The sequence below is a fragment of the Nocardia sp. BMG51109 genome, assembly GCF_000526215.1.
GTDB lineage: Bacteria > Actinomycetota > Actinomycetes > Mycobacteriales > Mycobacteriaceae > Nocardia.
On sequence record NZ_JAFQ01000004.1, the window covers coordinates 4,003,030 to 4,021,247 of the forward strand.

Here is an 18,218-nt window from a genome sequence, read left to right on the forward strand (position 1 = left end):
GAGTTGGGTTGCGCTGTCGTCGACTGTTTGAGACCGAATGAACGGAGCCGGACGGGTGGAGCCAGTCGAGTTGGTGTCCGTGGATGGTGTCGCGCTGGATGCCGTCGTTCACCGGGCGGCTGCGCCGACGGTGCGGGGGTCGGTGTTGTTGGTGCACGGCATTACCGTCGACCTAGATGAGGGTGGCGGGATGTTCGTTCGGCTGGCCGACCGACTTGCCGGACTGAGTTTCGATGTAGTGCGGTTCTCTTTCCGTGGACATGGCAACAGCGGCGGCACCGAGCGCGGGGTGACGATCGCTGGAGAGCGTCTGGATCTGCATGCTGCTGTCGAGTTGATGCACGAGCGGTGCGTGGGTCCGTTGTCGATCGTTGCGGCCAGTTTCGGCGCCGTATCCACGGCGCTGTCGTTGCCGTGGTTGGAGGAAGGGCTGCACAGTCTGGTGCTGTGGAACCCGGTGTTCGACTTGAGGCACACATTTCTGGAGCCCGAGTTGCCTTGGGGTGTCGATAATTTCGGCCATTCACGGAAGAACCTGTTGCAGAGCAAGGGTTTTCTTTCGGTAGATGGCGAATTCGATTTGGGGCAGGTGTTGTTCGACGAGTTTGGTGTGTACAACCCCTTGGGTGCGTTTCTCGCCAGCCACGTACCGACGTTGATCGTGCACGGTGACCAGGACGCTGCGGTCTCGTATCCCATCGCTGCCGAGGCAGCACGGAAACGGCCGGGCACGCGTTTGCACACTGTTGTCGGTTCCGATCACGGTTTCGACTCTCGCGAGCGGGAAGACGAGGCAATCACGGTGACAGTCGATTGGCTGGTCGAGCAATCGCCTGTCGTGTCAGGAACCTGACCGACCGTATGCCTGTTGCTGTCTGCCGAAAGGGGTGGAGCTGGCCCCTACGGTTGCCGTTCGAGCAGGAACACCGCCACCGCCAGGTGGACGAGGCACTCGTCTGGGGGGTGGTCTCGGTGAGCGAACCGCAGTTCGCGGGCTCGCGCCTCGGTCAGTTCGAGTAGCCGTACCTGGCACATGAATTCGGCCAGCGGGCCGTCTGCTTGAACAAAGCTATTGATAGTCAATGGAATTGGTTTCCTGGTTGTAGGGTGGCGCGGCTGCGGCGCCGCGTCAGGGCTTAGCGTTGGCCGTGCTTGCCGGAGTTGCCCGATGCCGAACTCCCGCCCTCAGGCCACACTCGCCGTGGTGGAAACTCCGTCCCATCCCCGTCCGGGCCCTGTTCCGGTGGCAGCCGCAGCCGTCCCGCCCGTACCGCCGTCACCAGTTCATCGAACGACTCAATGCACCAGCTCAGTTCGGCTACGTCCCGCTCGCCGTGCTTCGAGTCGTGCTGCCGGAGCGCGTACAGGACGTATTTCCAGATAAGCCACGACACCCATTGGCCGCTGCTCGAAGACATGCCGCCATATCCCCGCCAACTCCCGTGCCGCACGCAGCATCACCGTGGTCGGTTCTTCCGCTCCGCCGCAGACCCGAAGGAACGGTCCGCACTCCGGTAGCGGCTGATCGGGCGTGGCTTCCACCGGCGGCACCGTGAAGGCGAGCGGATGGTCCGGGCTGGAGCCGTAATAGATGGTGTAGGTGGGTCGGTCGGATGACGTGGCCAGGCGGTCATCGGGCATGGAGGAGGTGACCTTTCGGTAGGAGGAAAAGGTGAATGTGAAAGACTTGCTGCTCAGTCCCATAACTTCGCGCACGGCAACGGCGGCAGATCCGGGTGCACCTCGTCATCGACCGTGACAACGAACTCCGGAAAACCTTGCGCCAGTTCATCGGCCACGTTCTCGGCCTGTTCGGCGCTGGCCTGGAAGTCCAGCTCGAGCGCCCCGGACTCGATGTGGATGTGCCGCCTGCGCCCGGTAGGTAGCGGGGGATGGAGAGGCCGCATAGTGCATCACATCCCTGGCGGAACCCTTTGGCCCGCTGCAATTTCAGCGGCCGGTGTTCCTGGGTTACCCCCAGGTCGGCGGTTGCCCGCCGCAGCTCGCTTTCCGCCGGCGCGGCATCGCTGAGCTGCTTCGCCGCCCGGCGGTACTCCCGCTTGCTGTTCGATCAGGGCGACCGTCTGGTGCATGGCCAGGGTGTGCATGATCGGGACCTCGTTTTCGTGGCGGAATGTCGAAGACGCACCCGGCACCAAGGGCTTTCCCCAACCGGCTCACCTGCCTCTCCGGCAACCGGCGCGCCTGTCGGGGGATGGAAGGTGTCGTCCCGGTGCCGGGTGCGGTCCCGACCGTAGGCCGGGTTTCAGGCCGTTGAACGGCGCAAATAAACGAAACCCCTGAAACATCCGGAAAACCGTATACAGTGCCGTTTGAGGGTAAATCCTTGCCCGGCAACGCGTCCCGAGCGTTTAGGTCGATCTTGCAGATGTACGTTCGTCAGGAAACGGGGCAGCAGCATGCATATGACAACCGGCGAGGTCATTCGCCGGGTTCGTAAGTCGCTCGGTATGACGCAGGCCGAACTCGGGGCCATCCTCGGCTACACCCAGCCGGTGATCTCACAGCTGGAACACGACAGCGCCGCCGTGCACGATGTGCGGGTATTGCGCCGTGTGGCCAAAGCACTCCGTGTACCCCTTGCCATACTGGTAGTGGAGTCAGACGAGGAGGCGGACGTGAATCGTCGCAATTTCCTACGAGCCAGCACCCTCGGCGCCGGAACCGCCATGACAGCCGCCGCAATCCAGCAGGCCGAAGGGGCCACCGGCACGATCCGGGTCGGAGCCGGCGATGTCGCCGAGATCAATGCCACGGTGAATCAGGTGCATGAGCTGGACCTGGTCGTCGGGGGCGACCGGCTGTGCAGATTGGCGGCCGGATATGTCCACTACGTTCAACAGCTGCTCGACACCGCTAGCTACAGCGAAGACACCGGACGCCAGCTCACCAGCGCCGCAGCCGAGATGATGACCGCGGCCGGCTGGGTGCATTATGACGCGGGCCGACAGGAGAAGGCGCGCCGCTACTACGCTGATGCGGCTCAAGCGGCCAGCGCCGCCGATGATGGCTTCGCAGCAGCCCACGCACTCGGTAACGCCAGTGGATACATGGTCAACCGGGTGTGGGGCCGAGACAGTTCCGCAAGCGATCAGATGGGGGTGCAGTATGCCCAAGCGGCGTCACGGGCGGCACTTCCTAAAGGCGGGCCGAAGCTCCGCGCATTGATGGCACTCCGCGAAGCGGAAGCCCAGGGTGCTCGGGGCGACAAAACAGAGATGGCCAAGGCGATCAGCCGGGCGTATCGCGCGTACGAATCGGCGCGGGGGCATGACCCCGACTGGGTATACCTGCCGGAGGCTGAAATAAGCGGCATCATCGGTAAAGCGCACATGTGGTTCGGTGATTATCCAGCTGCCGTAACCCATTTGGGCCGAGCCGCCGAGCATTCGGCAGTCTGGCCCCGGGAACGAGCCTCGTGGCAATTGCACCAAGCGCACAATCTCGTGCACAGCGGTGAGGTCGGCCAAGCATGTGCACTCCTGACCGAGAACTTTGCCGCGATTTCCGACCGGGACTCGGCCCGGTTGCAGCAACGGCTGGGTGTCCTCGCGGATACGGTTCGACCCCATGCACGCGTCCCCGAAGTGCGGGAATTCTTGGGGCTGGTGGCCAGCCGCTGACGCGCTCGGAGCCGTCAAGAGCGACGGTCACGGTCCGCCCGTAGGCCGTGGCTGTCGCTGTCGCATCGCCTTGCCGATCAATACCCGCGCTGTCTCGCCGACCACCGCTTGATCCAAGAGCGTCTGGAACACCTGTTCGTACAGCACCAGTTCTCGCGGTTGCGTGATGGTCAGCTCGGCCGAGATCGTTTCGACGCTGGCAACCTTGCGGTCGAAGATGACGAAATTGGTGGTGGGAACATGGTAATCCGACATCTGCGGGATGACGCTCACGACGACATTCGGCAGCCTCATCATGCTGAGCAGATGGTCGAGTTGGCCGATCATCACCTCGTCGGAACCGACCGTGGTGTACAGGACTTGTTCGGCCAGAACGAAATTGAAGCGATGGTTGCCGTGCCGAAGCACTTGTTGCCGTTCCAGCCGCGCGATGATGCCCTGGTCGACCGGTTCGTCGTGACCGTAGAAGGCGGCGACCTTGGTGAGCATGGCGCGCATGTAGTCCGGGGTTTGGAGCAGGCCCGGCATGATGACCGGTTCGAACCAGCGCGTCAGCCGCGTGCCCTCTTCCAGAGTGTGCAGTTGTTGCTGTTTGCGCCGGATACCGGCGATGCGTTTCCACTCGACGTAGGCGGCTTCGACGTTGCGGAGGGTGGCGATCAGGTCAGGTAGCTGCTGTCCGGCCTTGCAGTGGCGGCACCAGATGCGAATGTCGGTTTCGGCCGGCGTCTGTTTGCCGCTTTCGATCTTCGAGACCTTCGAGGAGTGCCACCCCGCCAGCTCGGCCAGCTGGACGCCAGAGAGGCCCGCGTCTTTGCGGATGTCGCGCAGACGACCGCCTAACGCCTCTCGGGCATCACGAACGCTGGAGCTGGTCACTTGGCAGCAGCGTAGTCGCTTCCCACATAGTCAGCGTGCGGGATGCCGAGGCCCCACACCGTGTCACGAACGGCCACCAGGTGAGCCGCGATCACTGGGTCTTCGGTGACGGCGAACCCGCCGAAGTCACCATCGTCTTCGAAGGTGACGAAGACGACCAGGTGGTCATCGAACAACCAGTAGTCATCACTGGTCAGCCGGCTCGGGTCGATGAGGGGCCGCGGGAGCCACTTGATCTGTTCGCCCGCCTCGATGTTCAGCGGGGCGATGGTGAGGCCGAACCGGGTGTAGTCCACGTGCGGGATGCTGACCAGCCGCACCCGGTGCACCTGTTTGCCCCGAGCAGTGACGTCCCGGATCAGGTCATCCCAGGAACGGCACCATTCGTAGTCGTCGGGCTCTCCGGCCAGGAACTTGCGGAAGGGCTCGTGCTCGTCGGCAACGAGATACTCGTCCTGGGTTTCCAAATGGAAGGCCCGCTCCCACTCACCGGTGCGGAAGAGGCCGACAAATTCTTCGCCCTGGATCAGTTTCATACGGGCCGGATTTCCTTTCCCTTCACGACTTCGATGGCTGTCTCGTGAGCGGGCAACTCCATCTGCTGCAAGGCTTCCGGGTCCGTCACGGGGGTGCCGCTCAGCGTGAACGTGCCACGCCCGGTATCCGTGAGCGGCGTGCCCAGGCACGTGCCGGTCTCCAGGAAGCCCAGCAGCATGTGCGGGATCTCGATCATCGCGTCGTCCGGCTCCGTGCGCCACCCCTGGATGACGTACGTTTCCCGATCGGACGCGAAAAGCGTTGGGCACGTTCCATTCTGACTACCAACACCGAGGCATCGTATGCGCATGGCGACCGTCCCTTGATCTCGTGATGCACGGTTTCGCTCGAACATCAACATCGTGGCTGGTCTCGTTGCCGCTGGTCAACGGATCGGGCGTGCCCGAAGCAAATCCGAGCAGAAGCATGGCCGTTCGCTCGGCTGCCGTCCTAGCGTCGATGCACAGGCGCTCGGCACCAGGTGAAAGCCCGCTCGGGACAGCATTATCGGCTTGCTTCTTCCCCGGTGCCGGGCTGCCCTCATAACGAGAGCGAGGGGAGCGAATGTCGCTGAGCCAGTATCTCGTCCGGGTCCACTGCTGCGGCAGCCGGTGGCTGATCGAAGTGCCGGCGGTAGAACGATGGACGCCGGTCGATGACAAGAAGTCCATCACCCAGACCGCCAGAGCGATGATCGCTGCCGTCACCGATGCATCCGCTGACGCGTTCGGCGTCGACCTGGTCGAAGGCCGGGTGCTGGGCAGCATCGACGAGTTCGCTGCCGGGGCAACCGGACTCCGGCGTTGGGGCGCCGTAACCCCGGCCGATGCCCTGTGCGAGTGAACCGCTAACCGTTCACGGTATTTCCCCTCGGGCGCCTGGCGATTCTGAGCGTGATCACCCGCAGGCCGCGGGCTACTGGGCTTTTGGTTGACTGGCCGGGTGCCCTCGAACAGCACCATCACCCACGTCCGTAGTCTCGACGGTCTGCAACTGGAGGCCACTCTCGTCACCCCGGACCAACCCACGCCGCGCGCTGTCGTGCTGGTGCACGGCGGCGGTGTCACCCGGGAAGAGGGTGGCTTCTTCACTCGCCTCGCCGCCGGCCTTGCCGAGGCAGGGGTGACGTCGCTGCGGTTCGACCTCCGCGGCCATGGGGATAGCGAAGGGCGACAAGAAGACTTGACCCTTGCGACCATCCTCAACGACATTCGCGTGAACCTGGCCCATGTGCGCGAGGTGGCCGACGCGACGGAGGTCAGCCTGCTCGGTGCCAGTTTCGGCGGCGGGATCTGCGCCTACTACGCGGCCAAGCGGCCGGAACACCTGAGCCGGTTGGTGTTGCTCAATCCGCAGTTCGACTACAAGCGGCGCACCATCGACAGCCGGGGCTACTGGACAGACGACGCCCTCAGCGACGAACGGGCCAAAGAGCTGAATGAGACTGGCGCCGTGCAGTTTACGCCGAGACTGAAGCACGGACGGCCGTTTCTGAACGAAGTGTTCTGGCTCGAGCCGAACGACGTGCTCGGCGAGATCACGGTCCCCACCCTGATCGTTCACGGCGACGCCGACACCCTGGTGCCGATCGAGGGCACGCGCGACGCCATCACAAAATTCATCGCGCCGGTGGAGTTGGTCGAGATCGAGGGCTCGCAGCACGGTTTCGCGGTGCATGACGATCCGCAGTATCTGAACCCGAAGAGCCAGGAATATCAGGCCGAGGTGATCGGAATCGTTTCCCGTTGGCTGACAACGGGATCGACGCTACGGCAGTAGAAGCTCGCGCAGTTGCCGCACTGTCGGCCGGATGCCACGCCGCTGTTGCTGAACCACAGCTACTCCCGGCGAGCTGCACGTGTCCAGTACGGTGCCCGGTCTGCCGCACGCGCGTGGGTGTGCCCCACGGTCGGCAGTCCCTCTGGGTACCGATCGCGTACCGGGAGGGCGATCTGGAAGGTCGCGCCGAGACGTATTGCGACTGAGCGTGTCTCGCGTTTACTTGTCGACGGGGCGGTCGAATCCTTCGATCGTGGCCTTCGAAGTAGAGCGGTCCTGGAGGATCAGCTCCCACGGGCCGACGTTGACTTCGAAGTTCTTACCGAAGCCCACCCATTTGCCCGCCATTCGGGTACCGGTGAGTTCGATCAGCAGTTGGATCGCGCCGTGGTAGCGAGCACCCCGGTAGTAGCCCTGTGGCGCGGTCCGCTCGTTCCACACTCCGGTTGCCACATGCCCGTCCACCGTGAGGTCCAGTTCGAGTGACGACTTCGCGGAGCCCGGCAGGCTCCGCACCGTCAGGCGGTCGTCGTGCTGCAAGACCACGACGTAGTGGCTCGCGGTGAACGTCTGCTTGCGGCCTGACGAGTAGAACTCGTACCTGGACAACCAGATCCCCGAGTATGTGCCCGAATGCTGTGGAGGCAGGCCCGAGCCGGGGTGGCGCTCGTGCGGTACGGCGCCGATGTCCGAGCTGACTTCGTGGCCCGCGTCGTTGCCGCCGGACAGGCTCCGCCCGGCCATCACGGTTCCGAAACCGAGCGATTCGATCGGCAAGCCCATGACCTTCTCCAGTGCCCTCGCGTGCGATGGCCGCGGGTTGGTCGTGTAGCCGGACTCCCAGCGCTGTACGAGGCGTTTCGTGGCGCTGGCGCATCCGACGTCGCGGAGTGCGCGCGCCAAGTCGTCCTGCGACATGAGGCGTGCACTCCGTGCTGCGCGAAGAGCCGTGTTCGGTGTCCCCATACCTTCACACCGTAGCTTTTGGACGCCGAAATGTCGCCCCCAATGTGGACGGATTGACGCCTCCGTTGTCGTCGCCGCGACCAGGCCATTCGGTGGACGCTGGGGGTGGCCTCGCCGCCGGGTCGAAGATCGGCCCCGAACGATGTCGCCGACCGACCCAACAGGCACCTTCCGGTCGAAGGCATCACACTCCCCGGCGGCGAGTGCTCCCACACCGATAAACGAGCAGTGGAGGGGATGACATGGATTCCGGTGAGCAGCTGCACGACAAGCCGACAGCGGTCTGCCTCGTACGCCCGGATGTGTCGGGGCTCGAAGCACCGCGGCACGCGGTAGAAACCCAAAGGCACACAGCGAAACTGGGGTACGTGGTCCTGTACACGGTGCGGCCGCCGGCCGACCATCCGGATCCGGTCGGGTACGCGCTCGGTCTGGCGGCTGGGCTGGCCGTCGTTGCGGTGGTCGTCTACGACCTGGCCACTGTCGACAACATGCCCTCGCGGGTGTGCGAGATGTTCGACCTGGAGACGGTGTGCCCGCCGGTCACGTGGACAGCGGAACAGCAAGAGGTTGCCGGCCGTGAGCATGCGCACCCCGGCCACCCGCTCACAGTCGACGAAGCGCGGCGAATCATGCGGCAGCACATCGGTTGTCGCGCTCTCGATTGCGCGCGGAAGGCGAGTGCGTACACGTGTCTGGTCCGGGCCGGGAAGATCGTGCCTCCGGCCGAAACGCCGCGTGAACGTGCCGCTGCGCGGGGAGTCCGGTTCCCGCCGCGGTCGTCGGACCCGCCGCCGCTAGCCGGGCCGGACTTGTCGACGTTGCTGGCGTTGCTCGATGGACTGGCCGCCGATGCTCGTTCCGGCCTGGCTGCCGTGCGCCCGTTGTCCGGGGCCGGTGGGTAGCGGTGGGTTTCGACTGGTGGCGCAACCGCGCGGACGAGAACAGTGTGCGGGAGATCCGGGAGCGGATCGAGCGGGAACAGCAGGCGGTCGGCTGGACTCACGAGGCCCCGGACCAGCCGCTCGCGGTCGATGACTCCCATCGGATCCTGCAGCAGCACCGGGACTGCGACGTGAAGGACTGCCCACGGAAACGAGCCGCGTGGCAGACGTTGGTCGAGGCCGGGCGAATCAAGCCGGACTCCAGCCGCACCCGATAGGAGGGATCGCTGATGGCGCCCGAACTATCCCCCGGTGCGGCTGGTGGTCGTTCGTGCGCTCACCGAGGTCGGTGGTGCACGTTGCGTCGTCGTGCTTGCCGATGTGGCCGACCGAATACTCCTGGCCGCCCGAGCCCGGTGCAAGCGGGCTCTGTACGTGAGGACCGAAGAACGGAATGGGGAGGACAAGAGTATGGAGCTGTTGCCCGGCATGAGGCGGCTGCTGGCGGTGTGGGACGGCGCCGAGGAATCGGCGACCACGCTCGAGCACGCGAGCCAGGTGTTCGTGACGATGTGGACAATCCGCTTCGACGGCCTGGATCTGCTGAACGTCTCGAATCAGCACAGCGGTGTCCTCGGCGGCCAGGCGGCCGGGCTGGGCCAGTGTATCGCGCGGGCGATCGATGACGAGGTGACCTGGCAGTTGGGGAACCGGGCCGAGTCCGTGACACTGATCGACGACGACCTGCCGGAGACCGTGACGGTGGGGGAACTGCTCGGCCGCATCGCGATGGTCGCGGTCTTGATGGACAAGGTGCCGGGCCGTCCGGAAGACAACCCGTTCGGTCCGGTCCTCGCCGATTTCGGTCGGCGGTACGAGTCGCTCGCGGTGGACTTGGTCGCGGGGCGTCGCCGACAGCCTCGCCGCCGGTCCCACGGTGCGCCCCCGATCCCCCCGCCGCAACGGATCGACCTGGCATACCTGCCGCGGAACCAACAGAGAGTCATCGGCGAAGGCCGACAACGAGCACGACCGCCGAAACACGGCGACCGAGATCGGTGAAATGGTGACGAAGAGCCGGGGGCTTACGAGGCTGTAGTGCCCGCCGCCCGCTCCGGGGGCTCGCCGAGAACGACAGGCGCTGAACAGAATCCAGACCGGTTTGGGGGCTACAGCGGGGTCATGCCGCTGACCAGCCAGTGGCCGTCGTGTTTCTCGGCCGTGACTGTCACTCGGCTGGAGCTGGTGGTTGGGGACGGGGCGGCGGTGCTGATCGTTACTTGGTCGATGTACATCAGTAGTGTGGCGCGGTCGGTGGAGGCCGACAGGACTCCGGTGGAGACCACTCGTGCCTTGGTGCTGACGCCCTTCTCCTTCGCTACCGGGACGATCGTCCGGTTCACCAGGTTGTGGTAATCGTCCTGGAAGGGGCCGGTGAGGCCGGGGACGGCGGCGAGGTCCTTGTCGACGGTGTCGGCGGCGTAGCTGAGCATCGCGGCGATCGTTTCGCGGGCGGCCGGTGGTGCGTCGCGGCGGGCGGCGGCCGTGGCGGCGTCGTGACGGTTGTCGCGCACCAGGAGGACGGCGGCCACTGTCAATGCCACGATCAGGGCCGATATTAGCGGAATTAGACTGAGTCGCAGGATTTTTCGGGTGCGCCGGGTGAGTGCGGATCGGTCGGTCACGGCACGAACTCCACTTCCGACATCTTCAGGATGCCGTCGACTTCCTTGATCTTCACGCTGAACCGGTACGAGCGTTTCTCCTGCTGCCGGTTCTGGGTGTTGGTGACCTGTGCGTCGGCGGCGACGATCACGGTGGTCGTGCCGTCGTCCGTGGGGCCTTTGCCCGGGATGTCGTTGCCGTCGTCGGCCGCCGGGCCGGCGGCGACGACCTCGCCGGTGGACAGCACGTCGGCATCGCGGATGGCCTGGAGATAGTTGGCGGACTGGCTGTGCAGTTCGTCGGCGAACGGTGCGGTGGTGAGGTCGGCCAGGCGGGTGAAGTCGGCGTCGGCGCTGTCGCGGCGGATGTTGATCAGTGCGGTGACGCCGCGGCGGGCGGTGTCGACGACGGCGGACTCGTGGTTCGCCGCGGCCTCGGTCCGCTGGTGCTGACGCAGTGCCAGGGTGGTTACCGTGGCAGCCGTTGCCAGTGCCACCACGGCGAGAATCACCGCGAGAAGGTGAAAACCCCTGCGTCCCAGTTTCACCCGAGGGATCCGGGGCCGTGGAATCCGGGGCGGCCTGCCGCGTGTGCGAGGCGTCCGTTCCGGGGCGGCCGGTCGCGTGAGCGTCGCGACAGCGCCGGTGTCGGAGCGCTCGGGCGACTCACCCGGCGGCCCGGTCGGCCGGGTGGCCTTGCGCCGTCGCGGCGGTGCCACCGTGGCGGCCGAGGCGCGGGTCAGGGAATCGGTGCGGTCAACAACGACGTCCATGGCGGATCCTGACTGGGTGATCGGTCGGGCTGGGGTTCGATCTCGATGTGGCGGTAGGGAGTTCCGTCGGGGCCGACGTACATCGGGCTGCCGGGGAGGTACCGTGCGATGCCCGCGGCCCCGGGTTGAGGTGCACTCGGCTCAGGTGCTGCCCCGGGCCGCGCTGCTGTGGTGGGCCGTGACGCCGTCCCTGGGGCGGATGCTCCGGGGTCAGGTGCGGCCGCAGTTGCCCCGGGCTCTGGCGGGGCTCCGTCTCCGGGCGGGGTCGCGGTCCCCAGTGCGGTCGCGGCCCCCGGTGCGACTCCGGTCCCGGGTGGGGACCCGGCCGCAGGTGCGGCTCCGAGCGGAGACCCGGTCCCGGGTCCACCCTCGGTTCCCGGCGCAGACACGGGCGGGGGACCGGCGGCGGCCGGCGGCCCCACCTCGAACGGCCCGTTGTCCCCGCTCGGCGGCCTGACTCCCGACCGGCACTGTTCGGGCGTCGCTGCCCGAACCCCCGGATTCTCCAGGCACGGCAGATTCCGCATGCCGCGGACCGAGAACTGCGAGTCCTGCGGGACATTGCAGTACAGGTCGGTGGGAGTGTCGGGAGTATCTGTGGCGGTGGGGGATCGGCGCTGATCGGCCGAGAGATATCCGGTGGTGCACGCGGCGGGGTCCTGCACCTCGACGGAGAAGATGACATTGACGGCCCCTTCGGGCACACCCCGCTTGCCTGCGGTGTTCTGCGCGGCGAGCATCGGCGGCAGCAGCACCAGAACCTCCTCGATGGCCGGGTTGTAGGTGAGCGCCACCTGCCCGACGGTCGTGAGGTTGGTCAGCAGCACAGGCAGTGTCGGCGCGAGGTTCTGGAACAGTTGATTCGCGTCGTCGGCGGCGCCGGGAGCGCGTTGCAGTATGCCGCGCAGGGCGGGATCGGCCGCATTGAGCTGCTCGGTGAGGTCGGCGAGATTCGCTGCCCAGGAACGTATTTCGGAGTCGCTGACCAATTGTGTACGCAGCAGCGGCGTGAGCTGCTGGACGAGCGTGGTGACGGCGTCGCCGTTGGCGGACAGTGCGTCGACGAACGTGGTGGTGGAGTCCAGCAGGGTCGCCAGAGTCGTTCCGGCACCGCCTATTCCGCGCGCGGTCTCGTCCAGCACCGTGTGCAGGGTGTCGGGCGGCAGGGAGGCGAGGATCGCCCGGGTCTGTTCGAGGATGGGCCCGATCCGGTCGGCGACCCGGACGCGGTCGGCGGTGATGCGGGCGCCGTCGCGCAGGTACGGCCCGTGCCCGGCGGCGGGTTGCAGATCGACGTACTGTTCGCCGATCGCGGACATGCTGCGCACCCGCGCGGTGAGGTCGGTGGGCACATCCACGGAGTCGATGAGCGACAGGGTGGCGGTGACGCCGCCCGGCGTGAGGTCGACCGAGGTGACGCGCCCGATGGTGTGCCCGTCGTAGGTGACATTCGCATTGCGGTACAGCCCGCCGACGCGGGGCAATTCGACGGTCACGCGGTACCGGCCGATATCGAGCGCGGCGGGAATCCGCAGATAGGAGATCCCCGTGAAGACGGTCGACACGACCGCGACGACGGTGAAGATGGTCAGCTGGAGGCGAACGACGCGGGAGATCTTCATCGTCCTTCTCCCGGCGGCGGTCCGGTGGGCGGTGGCGTACTGAATGGGGTGCCGAACAGTAGACCCTGCTGTAGCCGCGGCAGCGTGAGATCCGCCTCCGCCCACAGGTTCATATAATCGCCGCGCACGCCGTTGTCGATCAACACTGGCGGGAAGGGGAAGGTGGCGAGCTGGTTGAGGTTGGCGATCAGGTCGTCGCCGGTCTCGGCGACCTTCCGCAAGGTCGGCGCGAGCCCGGCGAGGGTCTGCTTCAGGTCGCCGTGGACGTTGTCGACGAGGGTCGTGCCGGCGTCACCGAATCGGGTCAGCGCGGCAAAGGCAGTGGTGAGATCGGCACGCTGCCGGTCGAGGACGCCTAGAGCGGGATCCACGGCCGAGACGGCGCGGCCGAGGGCGTCGTTGTCACCGGCCAGGTGTGCGGCGAACCGGTCGAGATTGCCCAGGGTGGCGGTGATTTCGTCGCGCTGGGTATCCAGCTCGCCGAGCAGCGTGTTCATCCGGTCGATGACGGCGCCTGCCGAATCCTGATGTCCGGCAATGGCTTTGTTCGCCTCGGTGACGATGGTTTGCAGGTGTCCCAGCCCGCCCCCGTTCAAGACCATGGACAGCGCGGAGAGGGTCTGTTCGGTGGTGGGGTAGTCGCCGGCGCGGTCCAGCGGGATCACGCCGCCGTCGGTGAGCGTGCCGCGCGGCTCGGCGGGTGCGGCGAGTTCGACGTGGGCGGTGCCCAGCAGGCTGGTCTGCCCGATCTTGGCCGTGGCGTTGGCGGGCAGGACGGTCTCGCGGTTCAGCGTCACGGTGACCCGGGCGTGCCAGTTCTCGGTGCCGATGGCGGTGATGGAGCCGACCTCGACGTCGTCGACCAGCACCGGTGAGTTCGGGGTGATGGTGGTGACGTCCGGCATCTCGATGGACACCTGGTAGCTGCCCGGCCCGTGGCCCTTGGTCCCGGGCAGCGGCAGCGAGTTCAGTCCGGTCCATTGGCATCCGGATACCGTGGCGCACAAGGTGATTGCGAACAGTACTGCCGCTGGACGGCGCAAGGTTTTCATCGTGGTTGCCCCGGCACCATGAGCTGCTCCAGGCTCGGCGGACTGTAGATGACCTGTCCGGGTGCCGCGCCGGTGCCGATGGTGGGGTTGATCGATATCGGCGGGTAGTTCATCCGCAGCGTGTTCAGCAGCGGTCCGAGGTACTGCTCGCACAGCTTGGCTCCTTCCTCGGAAGTGGCGTTCTCGAGGGCGGCGATGCCGCCGCAGATGAAATTGATCGGATTGCCGAAGTTCTGCGGCCCCGGCACGCCGGTGATCGCCCCCTGGCCGGGGTTGTAGGTGTTGTAGTAGTTCGACAGCGCGGTCGGCGCCCGGTGCAGCACCGTTTCGAGCGAATCACGTTGTGAGGCAATGGCTCCCGTGGCATCGGACAGCTGCTGGAGTTGCGTGGTGATGCCGTCGCGGTGCCGGGTGACGAAGGACTGGATGTCGCCGATGGCGGTGTCGAGGTTGGTCAGCGCGGTCGACAGGTCGGTGCGGCTGCCCGCCAGCACCTCGGTGACCGACGCCAGCCGGCCTTGGAAGACGACCATCTGCTGCTCGCTGGCCGACAGCGCGGTGGTGAACGCCTGCAGATTGCGGAGGGTGGCGAACAGGTCGGCGCTGCCCTCGGACAGTGTCGCCATGGTGGCCGACAGCTGGTCGAGGCTCGCCCGCAGGGTGTCGCCGTTGCCGTCCAGCGCCGCGGCAGCGGACCCGAGGAACCGGGCCCCCGGACCCGCGGGATCGTCCGGCTTCGGCGCCAACGCGCTTGTCACCCTGGACAGTTGGGCCTCGACCTGGTCCCATTCGACCGGCACGGCGGTCCGGTCGAGCGGGATGTCGACGTCGTGCCCGGCGTCGGGGCCGCCGGTCCAGGCCGGGGTGAGCTGCACGAACCGGGCGGCGACCAGGCTCTGGGCCATGACCACGGCCTTCACGTCGGCCGGCAGCCGCAGTGAGCGCGGCACCTTCATCCGGACCCTGAGCGAGGTGCCGTCGGGCTCGATGGCCTCGACGGACCCGACCTTCACCCCGACCACGCGGACCTCGTCGCCCGGGTACAGGCCGTTGCTGGCGGTGAAGTGCGCGGTGACGGTGTAATAGCGCGCCTGCTGCACGAAGTGGTATCCGGTGGCCGCGACCGCGATCACCACCACCGCGGCGGTGATGCGGATCATCCACCGGCGCTGCCGGTTTCGGTTGCCGCCGGAGATCGCGGCTCGGATTCGGGCGATCATCGGATCTGCGGAATCGGCAGAGGGGCGGCCGGGAGCCCGAACACCGTGTTGAGCAGGGGCTGGGTGTAGTCGGCGGGCACGAGGTTCTGGAGGTACGCGTAGAAGTACGGCCCGCTGGCGACGGCGTCGCCGAGGGTGCCGATATATTTCGACAGTCCCTGGATGCTCTGGGAGACGTTGTCGTGGTTCTTGTTCAGCACGGTCAGCACCTGTCCGAGCTTGTCCAGCGCGGGGGCAAGTTCGGCGTCGTTGTCGTGCACCAGCCCGGAAAGCTGCTGTGACAGCTGATTGATGCCGGTGATGAGCCCGCCGAGCGCCTGGCTGCGGGACTGGAGTTCGCCCAGCAGCGAATTACCGTCCAGCAGCAGGGAATTCACCTGTGGCCCGCGTTCGGCCAGGGCGGCGGTCACCTTCTGAGCACCGGACAGCAGGCCGCGCAGCGCTTCGTCGCGCTGATTGACCGATTCGGCGAGGCGCCGCATCCCGTCCAGCGCGGGACGCACCTGCGGCGCGGCCGCGGCGAGCACCTCCGAGGTGCTGTCCAGCGCCCGGGTCAGCTGTCCGAGGTCGATGTCGCGCAGCGTGGTGGTGGCCTGGTTGAGGATGTTCGGCAGCGTGTACCCGGATCGGGTCCGTTCCACCGGGATCGTGCTCTGCGGTCGCAGCCGGCCCGCTCCGGCCGGTGCGAGTTCGACGGCGCGGCGGCCGAGCAGCGAGGTGGTCTTGATGGCCGCGGTGGTCGCGTCGCCGAGGGCGATGTGCGGATCGGCGGTGAAGGTGACCCGCGCGTGGCCGCCGTCCACGGCGATCGCGGTGACCTCGCCGACGCGCACGCCCGCGGCCGAGACGTCGTCGCCGGCGGCGAGGCCGCTGGCATCGTCGAACAGCGCCGCGTACCGCGCCTCGGGCGCGGCGAGCAGCGGGATCCGGTCGAATTGCAGGGAGACCAGACAGATCGCGACGGTGAGCACGAGGCCGACGATGCCGACCCGGGCCGCTCGGTGTGGTGTGAGTCGCTTCATGGGTTCGGTGCGCACCTTCCGGTCTTCTGGTCGGTCAGCTCCACGACCTTCGGATCACCGTCCGGGCCCGGCACTTTCAGCGACAGGCCGCACAGATAGAAGTTGAAGAACGATCCGTAGGCGCCGGTGCGGGTCAGCTTGCGGTAGTCCTCGGGCAGCCGACCGAGCACCGCGTCCAGGGTGTCGATCCGGTTCACGGTCGGCGTGAGCGCGGCGTCCATCTGCCCGACCGTGGCGGCCAGATCCGGCCGCACGTCGGTGAGCAGGCCGGTGAACGTGTCGGCGGCGTCGTCGAGGGTCGTGACCGCGCGGCCGATCACGTCCCGGTCCTGCGCCAGGCCCGACACGAGCTGTTGCAGATGGTCCAGCGTGCTGCTGAACTGGTCACCGCGCGAGGCGATCTCGCCGAGGACGGTGTTCAGGTTGGTGATCACGCGGTCGATGATCTGGTCGTGGTCGGCCAGCGTGGCGGTGAGCCCGCCGACCCGCTGCAGCACCTGGGTGACGGTTCCGGTGCGGCCCTGGAAGATCTGCAGCAGCGCCAGCGACAACTCGTTGACCTGCTTCGGGTCCAGCGCCTGCAACAGCGGCTGGAATCCGCCCAGCAGGGCGTCGAGATCGAGCGCCGGCGCGGTGTTCGGCGGCTCGATGGTGGAATTCGCCGGCAGCGCAGCGGTATCCGGCCCGCGTTGCAGCTCCAGATAGCGGTTGCCCACGAGGTCCTCGTAGCGGATCGCCGCGCGGGTGGAGGTGGTCGGCCGGTCGCTCGTGGTGATCGAAAACTCGACGTGGGCGCGGTGATCGTCGCCGTAGGAGACCTCGCCGACCTGCCCGACCGGCACCCCCGCGATGCGCACCTTCGCGCCGGACTTCATGCCGGACGCGTCGGCGAACACGGCGTGGTAGGTGCGCGAACTCCCCGCGTTCACCTGCGTGAACACCAGGATCATCGCGCCGTTCACGACGAGCATGACGAGGACGAAGAGGCCGAGCTTGACCGGTAGCGCGCGGGTCATCGGCCACCGCCCAGCCCGAACAGGTAGTGCACGAGATCCGGTGTGCGCAAACCGATTCCCTGCTTCGAGGGATCGAACGGATTCACGCCGATGTCGGTGACCACGTACGGCACGTTGACGACCGGATCGATGGTGGGCAGCCCGAGGCAGTGCGGTCCGCCGGTCGCGTTGACCTTCGGCAGGTCGTCGGGATAGCGGTACGGCGTCGCGCCCGGCACCAGCCCGGCGAACATCTTGACACCCGGCTGCGCGGAGTAGGCGGCCGGGTTGACCCGGTTGGCCTCCGTGATCGCCTGGAACACACACGGGATCTCGGGCGAGTACTCGCCCAGCAGCGAACTCGTCGGCGCACCCAGCCGCAGCGTATCGGTGATCCCGGAACCGTTGCGGTCCAGCAGGTCCGAGCCGGTGTTGGACACCGCCGTGCCGCTCGACAGCGTCTTCGCCAACTGCTGTTGCTGGTCGACCACGGTGCCGCTCGTTGTGGTGAGGGCGCCGAGCGTGCGCATCAGATCGGGCGCGATATCGGCGTACAGTCCGGTGGCCGGTGCGGTGGTGCGCAGCAGTTCGCCGAGTCCGGGATCGGCCGCATTCAGTTGCGCCAGAACGCCGGACGCGTGGTCCAGCGCCGCGCCGAGCCGGTCGCCGCGGCCTTGCAGCGCGGTAGCCAGTGCGCCCAGGGCGGATTCGAGCTGTGCGGGGTCGACGACCCGCAGCAGATTCGTCAATTGCTCGAAGACCGTGTTGATTTCGACGGTAACGCGGGAGATGTCGATCTCGGAGCCGGGCGCCAGCCGTGCCGCCGCGGCCGGCCCGGGCGCCTCGAAACTGACGAACTTCGCGCCGAACACGGTGCTGGAGGTGATCTCGGCGGTGACGTTGGCCGGGATCGATGCCAGCGCCGAGCGGTGCAGGCGCAAGGTCAGCCGGGCGCGATCGGCCCGATAGTCGATGCCGGTCACCTCGCCGACCTCCGCGCCGGTCATGGTGACCTTGGCGCCGCGGTCCATGACCAGGCCGGCGCGATCGGCGACCACCGTGACGGTAGCCCAATCGTCGAACCGCTGCTGATAGCTGCCCAGCACCAGCCATCCGACGCCCGCGGTCGCGAGGACCAGCGCCAGGATCGCCAGCTTCGGCAGTATCCGATGAACCATTGC

General features: G+C 66.9%; 22 protein-coding genes. 7 read left to right on the forward strand and 15 right to left on the reverse strand.

Annotated features, from left to right (window positions below; translation table 11 throughout):
• The first annotated feature begins 55 nt into the window (after positions 1 to 55).
• A complete protein-coding gene (locus tag D892_RS0119595; RefSeq protein WP_024802881.1) occupies positions 56 to 853 on the forward strand; it encodes an alpha/beta hydrolase in 798 nt (265 codons plus the stop codon).
• 47 nt (positions 854 to 900) lie between these two features.
• Here D892_RS0119595 and D892_RS45380 read toward each other — a convergent pair whose 3' ends face one another.
• The 3 genes from D892_RS45380 to D892_RS0119605 form a co-directional block, all read right to left on the reverse strand.
• Positions 901 to 1,083: a hypothetical protein gene (locus D892_RS45380; RefSeq protein WP_232236121.1), complete on the reverse strand. Its 183-nt coding sequence runs from the start codon at positions 1,081 to 1,083 to the stop codon at positions 901 to 903.
• A 213-nt stretch (positions 1,084 to 1,296) separates the two neighbouring features.
• Positions 1,297 to 1,641, reverse strand: coding sequence for a hypothetical protein (locus D892_RS46815; RefSeq protein ID WP_156959582.1), 345 nt, complete (start codon positions 1,639 to 1,641; stop codon positions 1,297 to 1,299).
• 53 nt (positions 1,642 to 1,694) lie between these two features.
• Positions 1,695 to 1,907 (reverse strand): hypothetical protein, encoded by a 213-nt coding sequence (locus tag D892_RS0119605; RefSeq protein WP_024802882.1) that lies wholly within the window; start codon positions 1,905 to 1,907, stop codon positions 1,695 to 1,697.
• Positions 1,908 to 2,426: 519 nt separating this feature from the next.
• Here D892_RS0119605 and D892_RS0119610 point away from each other — a divergent pair.
• Positions 2,427 to 3,644 carry a helix-turn-helix domain-containing protein gene (locus D892_RS0119610; protein ID WP_198036938.1) on the forward strand — a complete coding sequence of 406 codons (1,218 nt, stop codon included), beginning with the start codon at positions 2,427 to 2,429 and terminating at the stop codon, positions 3,642 to 3,644.
• A gap of 27 nt (positions 3,645 to 3,671) precedes the next feature.
• Here the strand turns inward: D892_RS0119610 and D892_RS0119615 are convergent, their stop codons facing one another.
• From D892_RS0119615 to D892_RS48635, 3 genes are read right to left on the reverse strand one after another with little or no spacing between them, the layout of a single operon-like run.
• Positions 3,672 to 4,523 (reverse strand): helix-turn-helix transcriptional regulator, encoded by an 852-nt coding sequence (locus D892_RS0119615; protein WP_024802884.1) that lies wholly within the window; start codon positions 4,521 to 4,523, stop codon positions 3,672 to 3,674.
• A complete protein-coding gene (locus D892_RS0119620; RefSeq protein ID WP_024802885.1) occupies positions 4,520 to 5,059 on the reverse strand; it encodes a DUF6879 family protein in 540 nt (179 codons plus the stop codon). Before D892_RS0119620 ends, D892_RS0119615 begins: the two co-directional genes overlap by 4 nt.
• Positions 5,056 to 5,256: a hypothetical protein gene (locus tag D892_RS48635; protein ID WP_232236122.1), complete on the reverse strand. Its 201-nt coding sequence runs from the start codon at positions 5,254 to 5,256 to the stop codon at positions 5,056 to 5,058. Before D892_RS48635 ends, D892_RS0119620 begins: the two co-directional genes overlap by 4 nt.
• 368 nt (positions 5,257 to 5,624) lie before the next feature.
• Here D892_RS48635 and D892_RS0119630 point away from each other — a divergent pair, with 368 nt between their 5' ends.
• Positions 5,625 to 5,903 carry a hypothetical protein gene (locus D892_RS0119630; RefSeq protein ID WP_024802887.1) on the forward strand — a complete coding sequence of 93 codons (279 nt, stop codon included), beginning with the start codon at positions 5,625 to 5,627 and terminating at the stop codon, positions 5,901 to 5,903.
• 99 nt (positions 5,904 to 6,002) lie between these two features.
• Positions 6,003 to 6,839 (forward strand): alpha/beta hydrolase, encoded by an 837-nt coding sequence (locus D892_RS0119635; RefSeq protein ID WP_024802888.1) that lies wholly within the window; start codon positions 6,003 to 6,005, stop codon positions 6,837 to 6,839.
• 219 nt (positions 6,840 to 7,058) lie between these two features.
• Here the strand turns inward: D892_RS0119635 and D892_RS0119640 are convergent, their stop codons facing one another.
• Positions 7,059 to 7,757, reverse strand: a complete 699-nt coding sequence (locus D892_RS0119640) for a hypothetical protein (RefSeq protein WP_036567259.1) — start codon at positions 7,755 to 7,757, stop codon at positions 7,059 to 7,061.
• Between the two features lie 290 nt (positions 7,758 to 8,047).
• Here D892_RS0119640 and D892_RS0119645 point away from each other — a divergent pair, with 290 nt between their 5' ends.
• The 3 genes from D892_RS0119645 (at position 8,048) to D892_RS0119655 (ending at position 9,751) form a co-directional block, all read left to right on the forward strand.
• Positions 8,048 to 8,710, forward strand: a complete 663-nt coding sequence (locus D892_RS0119645; protein WP_024802890.1) for a hypothetical protein — start codon at positions 8,048 to 8,050, stop codon at positions 8,708 to 8,710.
• Positions 8,711 to 8,712: 2 nt separating this feature from the next.
• Complete coding sequence (locus tag D892_RS0119650) at positions 8,713 to 8,967, forward strand: hypothetical protein (protein ID WP_024802891.1); 255 nt, start codon at positions 8,713 to 8,715, stop codon at positions 8,965 to 8,967.
• Positions 8,968 to 9,160: 193 nt separating this feature from the next.
• The gene (locus D892_RS0119655) at positions 9,161 to 9,751 is read left to right on the forward strand and encodes a hypothetical protein (protein WP_156959584.1); all 591 of its coding nucleotides are present in this window, start codon (positions 9,161 to 9,163) and stop codon (positions 9,749 to 9,751) included.
• Positions 9,752 to 9,858: 107 nt separating this feature from the next.
• On the opposite strand, the gene D892_RS0119660 is transcribed toward D892_RS0119655, so the two are convergent.
• The 8 genes from D892_RS0119660 to D892_RS0119695 all read right to left on the reverse strand — a co-directional run bounded on the left by D892_RS0119660 (position 9,859) and on the right by D892_RS0119695 (position 18,215).
• Positions 9,859 to 10,293: a hypothetical protein gene (locus tag D892_RS0119660; RefSeq protein ID WP_156959585.1), complete on the reverse strand. Its 435-nt coding sequence runs from the start codon at positions 10,291 to 10,293 to the stop codon at positions 9,859 to 9,861.
• 77 nt (positions 10,294 to 10,370) lie between these two features.
• Complete coding sequence (locus tag D892_RS0119665; protein WP_024802894.1) at positions 10,371 to 11,126, reverse strand: hypothetical protein; 756 nt, start codon at positions 11,124 to 11,126, stop codon at positions 10,371 to 10,373.
• Complete coding sequence (locus D892_RS41565; protein ID WP_024802895.1) at positions 11,093 to 12,748, reverse strand: MCE family protein; 1,656 nt, start codon at positions 12,746 to 12,748, stop codon at positions 11,093 to 11,095. Before D892_RS41565 ends, D892_RS0119665 begins: the two co-directional genes overlap by 34 nt.
• Positions 12,745 to 13,791, reverse strand: a complete 1,047-nt coding sequence (locus D892_RS0119675) for an MCE family protein (protein WP_198036939.1) — start codon at positions 13,789 to 13,791, stop codon at positions 12,745 to 12,747. The genes D892_RS41565 and D892_RS0119675 overlap by 4 nt, the downstream gene beginning before the upstream one ends.
• Positions 13,792 to 13,796: 5 nt before the next feature.
• On the reverse strand, positions 13,797 to 15,020 hold the full coding sequence (locus tag D892_RS0119680) for an MCE family protein (protein WP_024802897.1): 1,224 nt from the start codon (positions 15,018 to 15,020) through the stop codon (positions 13,797 to 13,799).
• Positions 15,017 to 16,042, reverse strand: a complete 1,026-nt coding sequence (locus tag D892_RS0119685; RefSeq protein ID WP_024802898.1) for an MCE family protein — start codon at positions 16,040 to 16,042, stop codon at positions 15,017 to 15,019. The genes D892_RS0119680 and D892_RS0119685 overlap by 4 nt, the downstream gene beginning before the upstream one ends.
• Positions 16,039 to 17,058: an MCE family protein gene (locus D892_RS0119690; RefSeq protein ID WP_024802899.1), complete on the reverse strand. Its 1,020-nt coding sequence runs from the start codon at positions 17,056 to 17,058 to the stop codon at positions 16,039 to 16,041. The genes D892_RS0119685 and D892_RS0119690 overlap by 4 nt, the downstream gene beginning before the upstream one ends.
• Positions 17,055 to 18,215 (reverse strand): MCE family protein, encoded by a 1,161-nt coding sequence (locus tag D892_RS0119695; RefSeq protein WP_024802900.1) that lies wholly within the window; start codon positions 18,213 to 18,215, stop codon positions 17,055 to 17,057. Before D892_RS0119695 ends, D892_RS0119690 begins: the two co-directional genes overlap by 4 nt.
• Positions 18,216 to 18,218 lie beyond the last annotated feature (3 nt).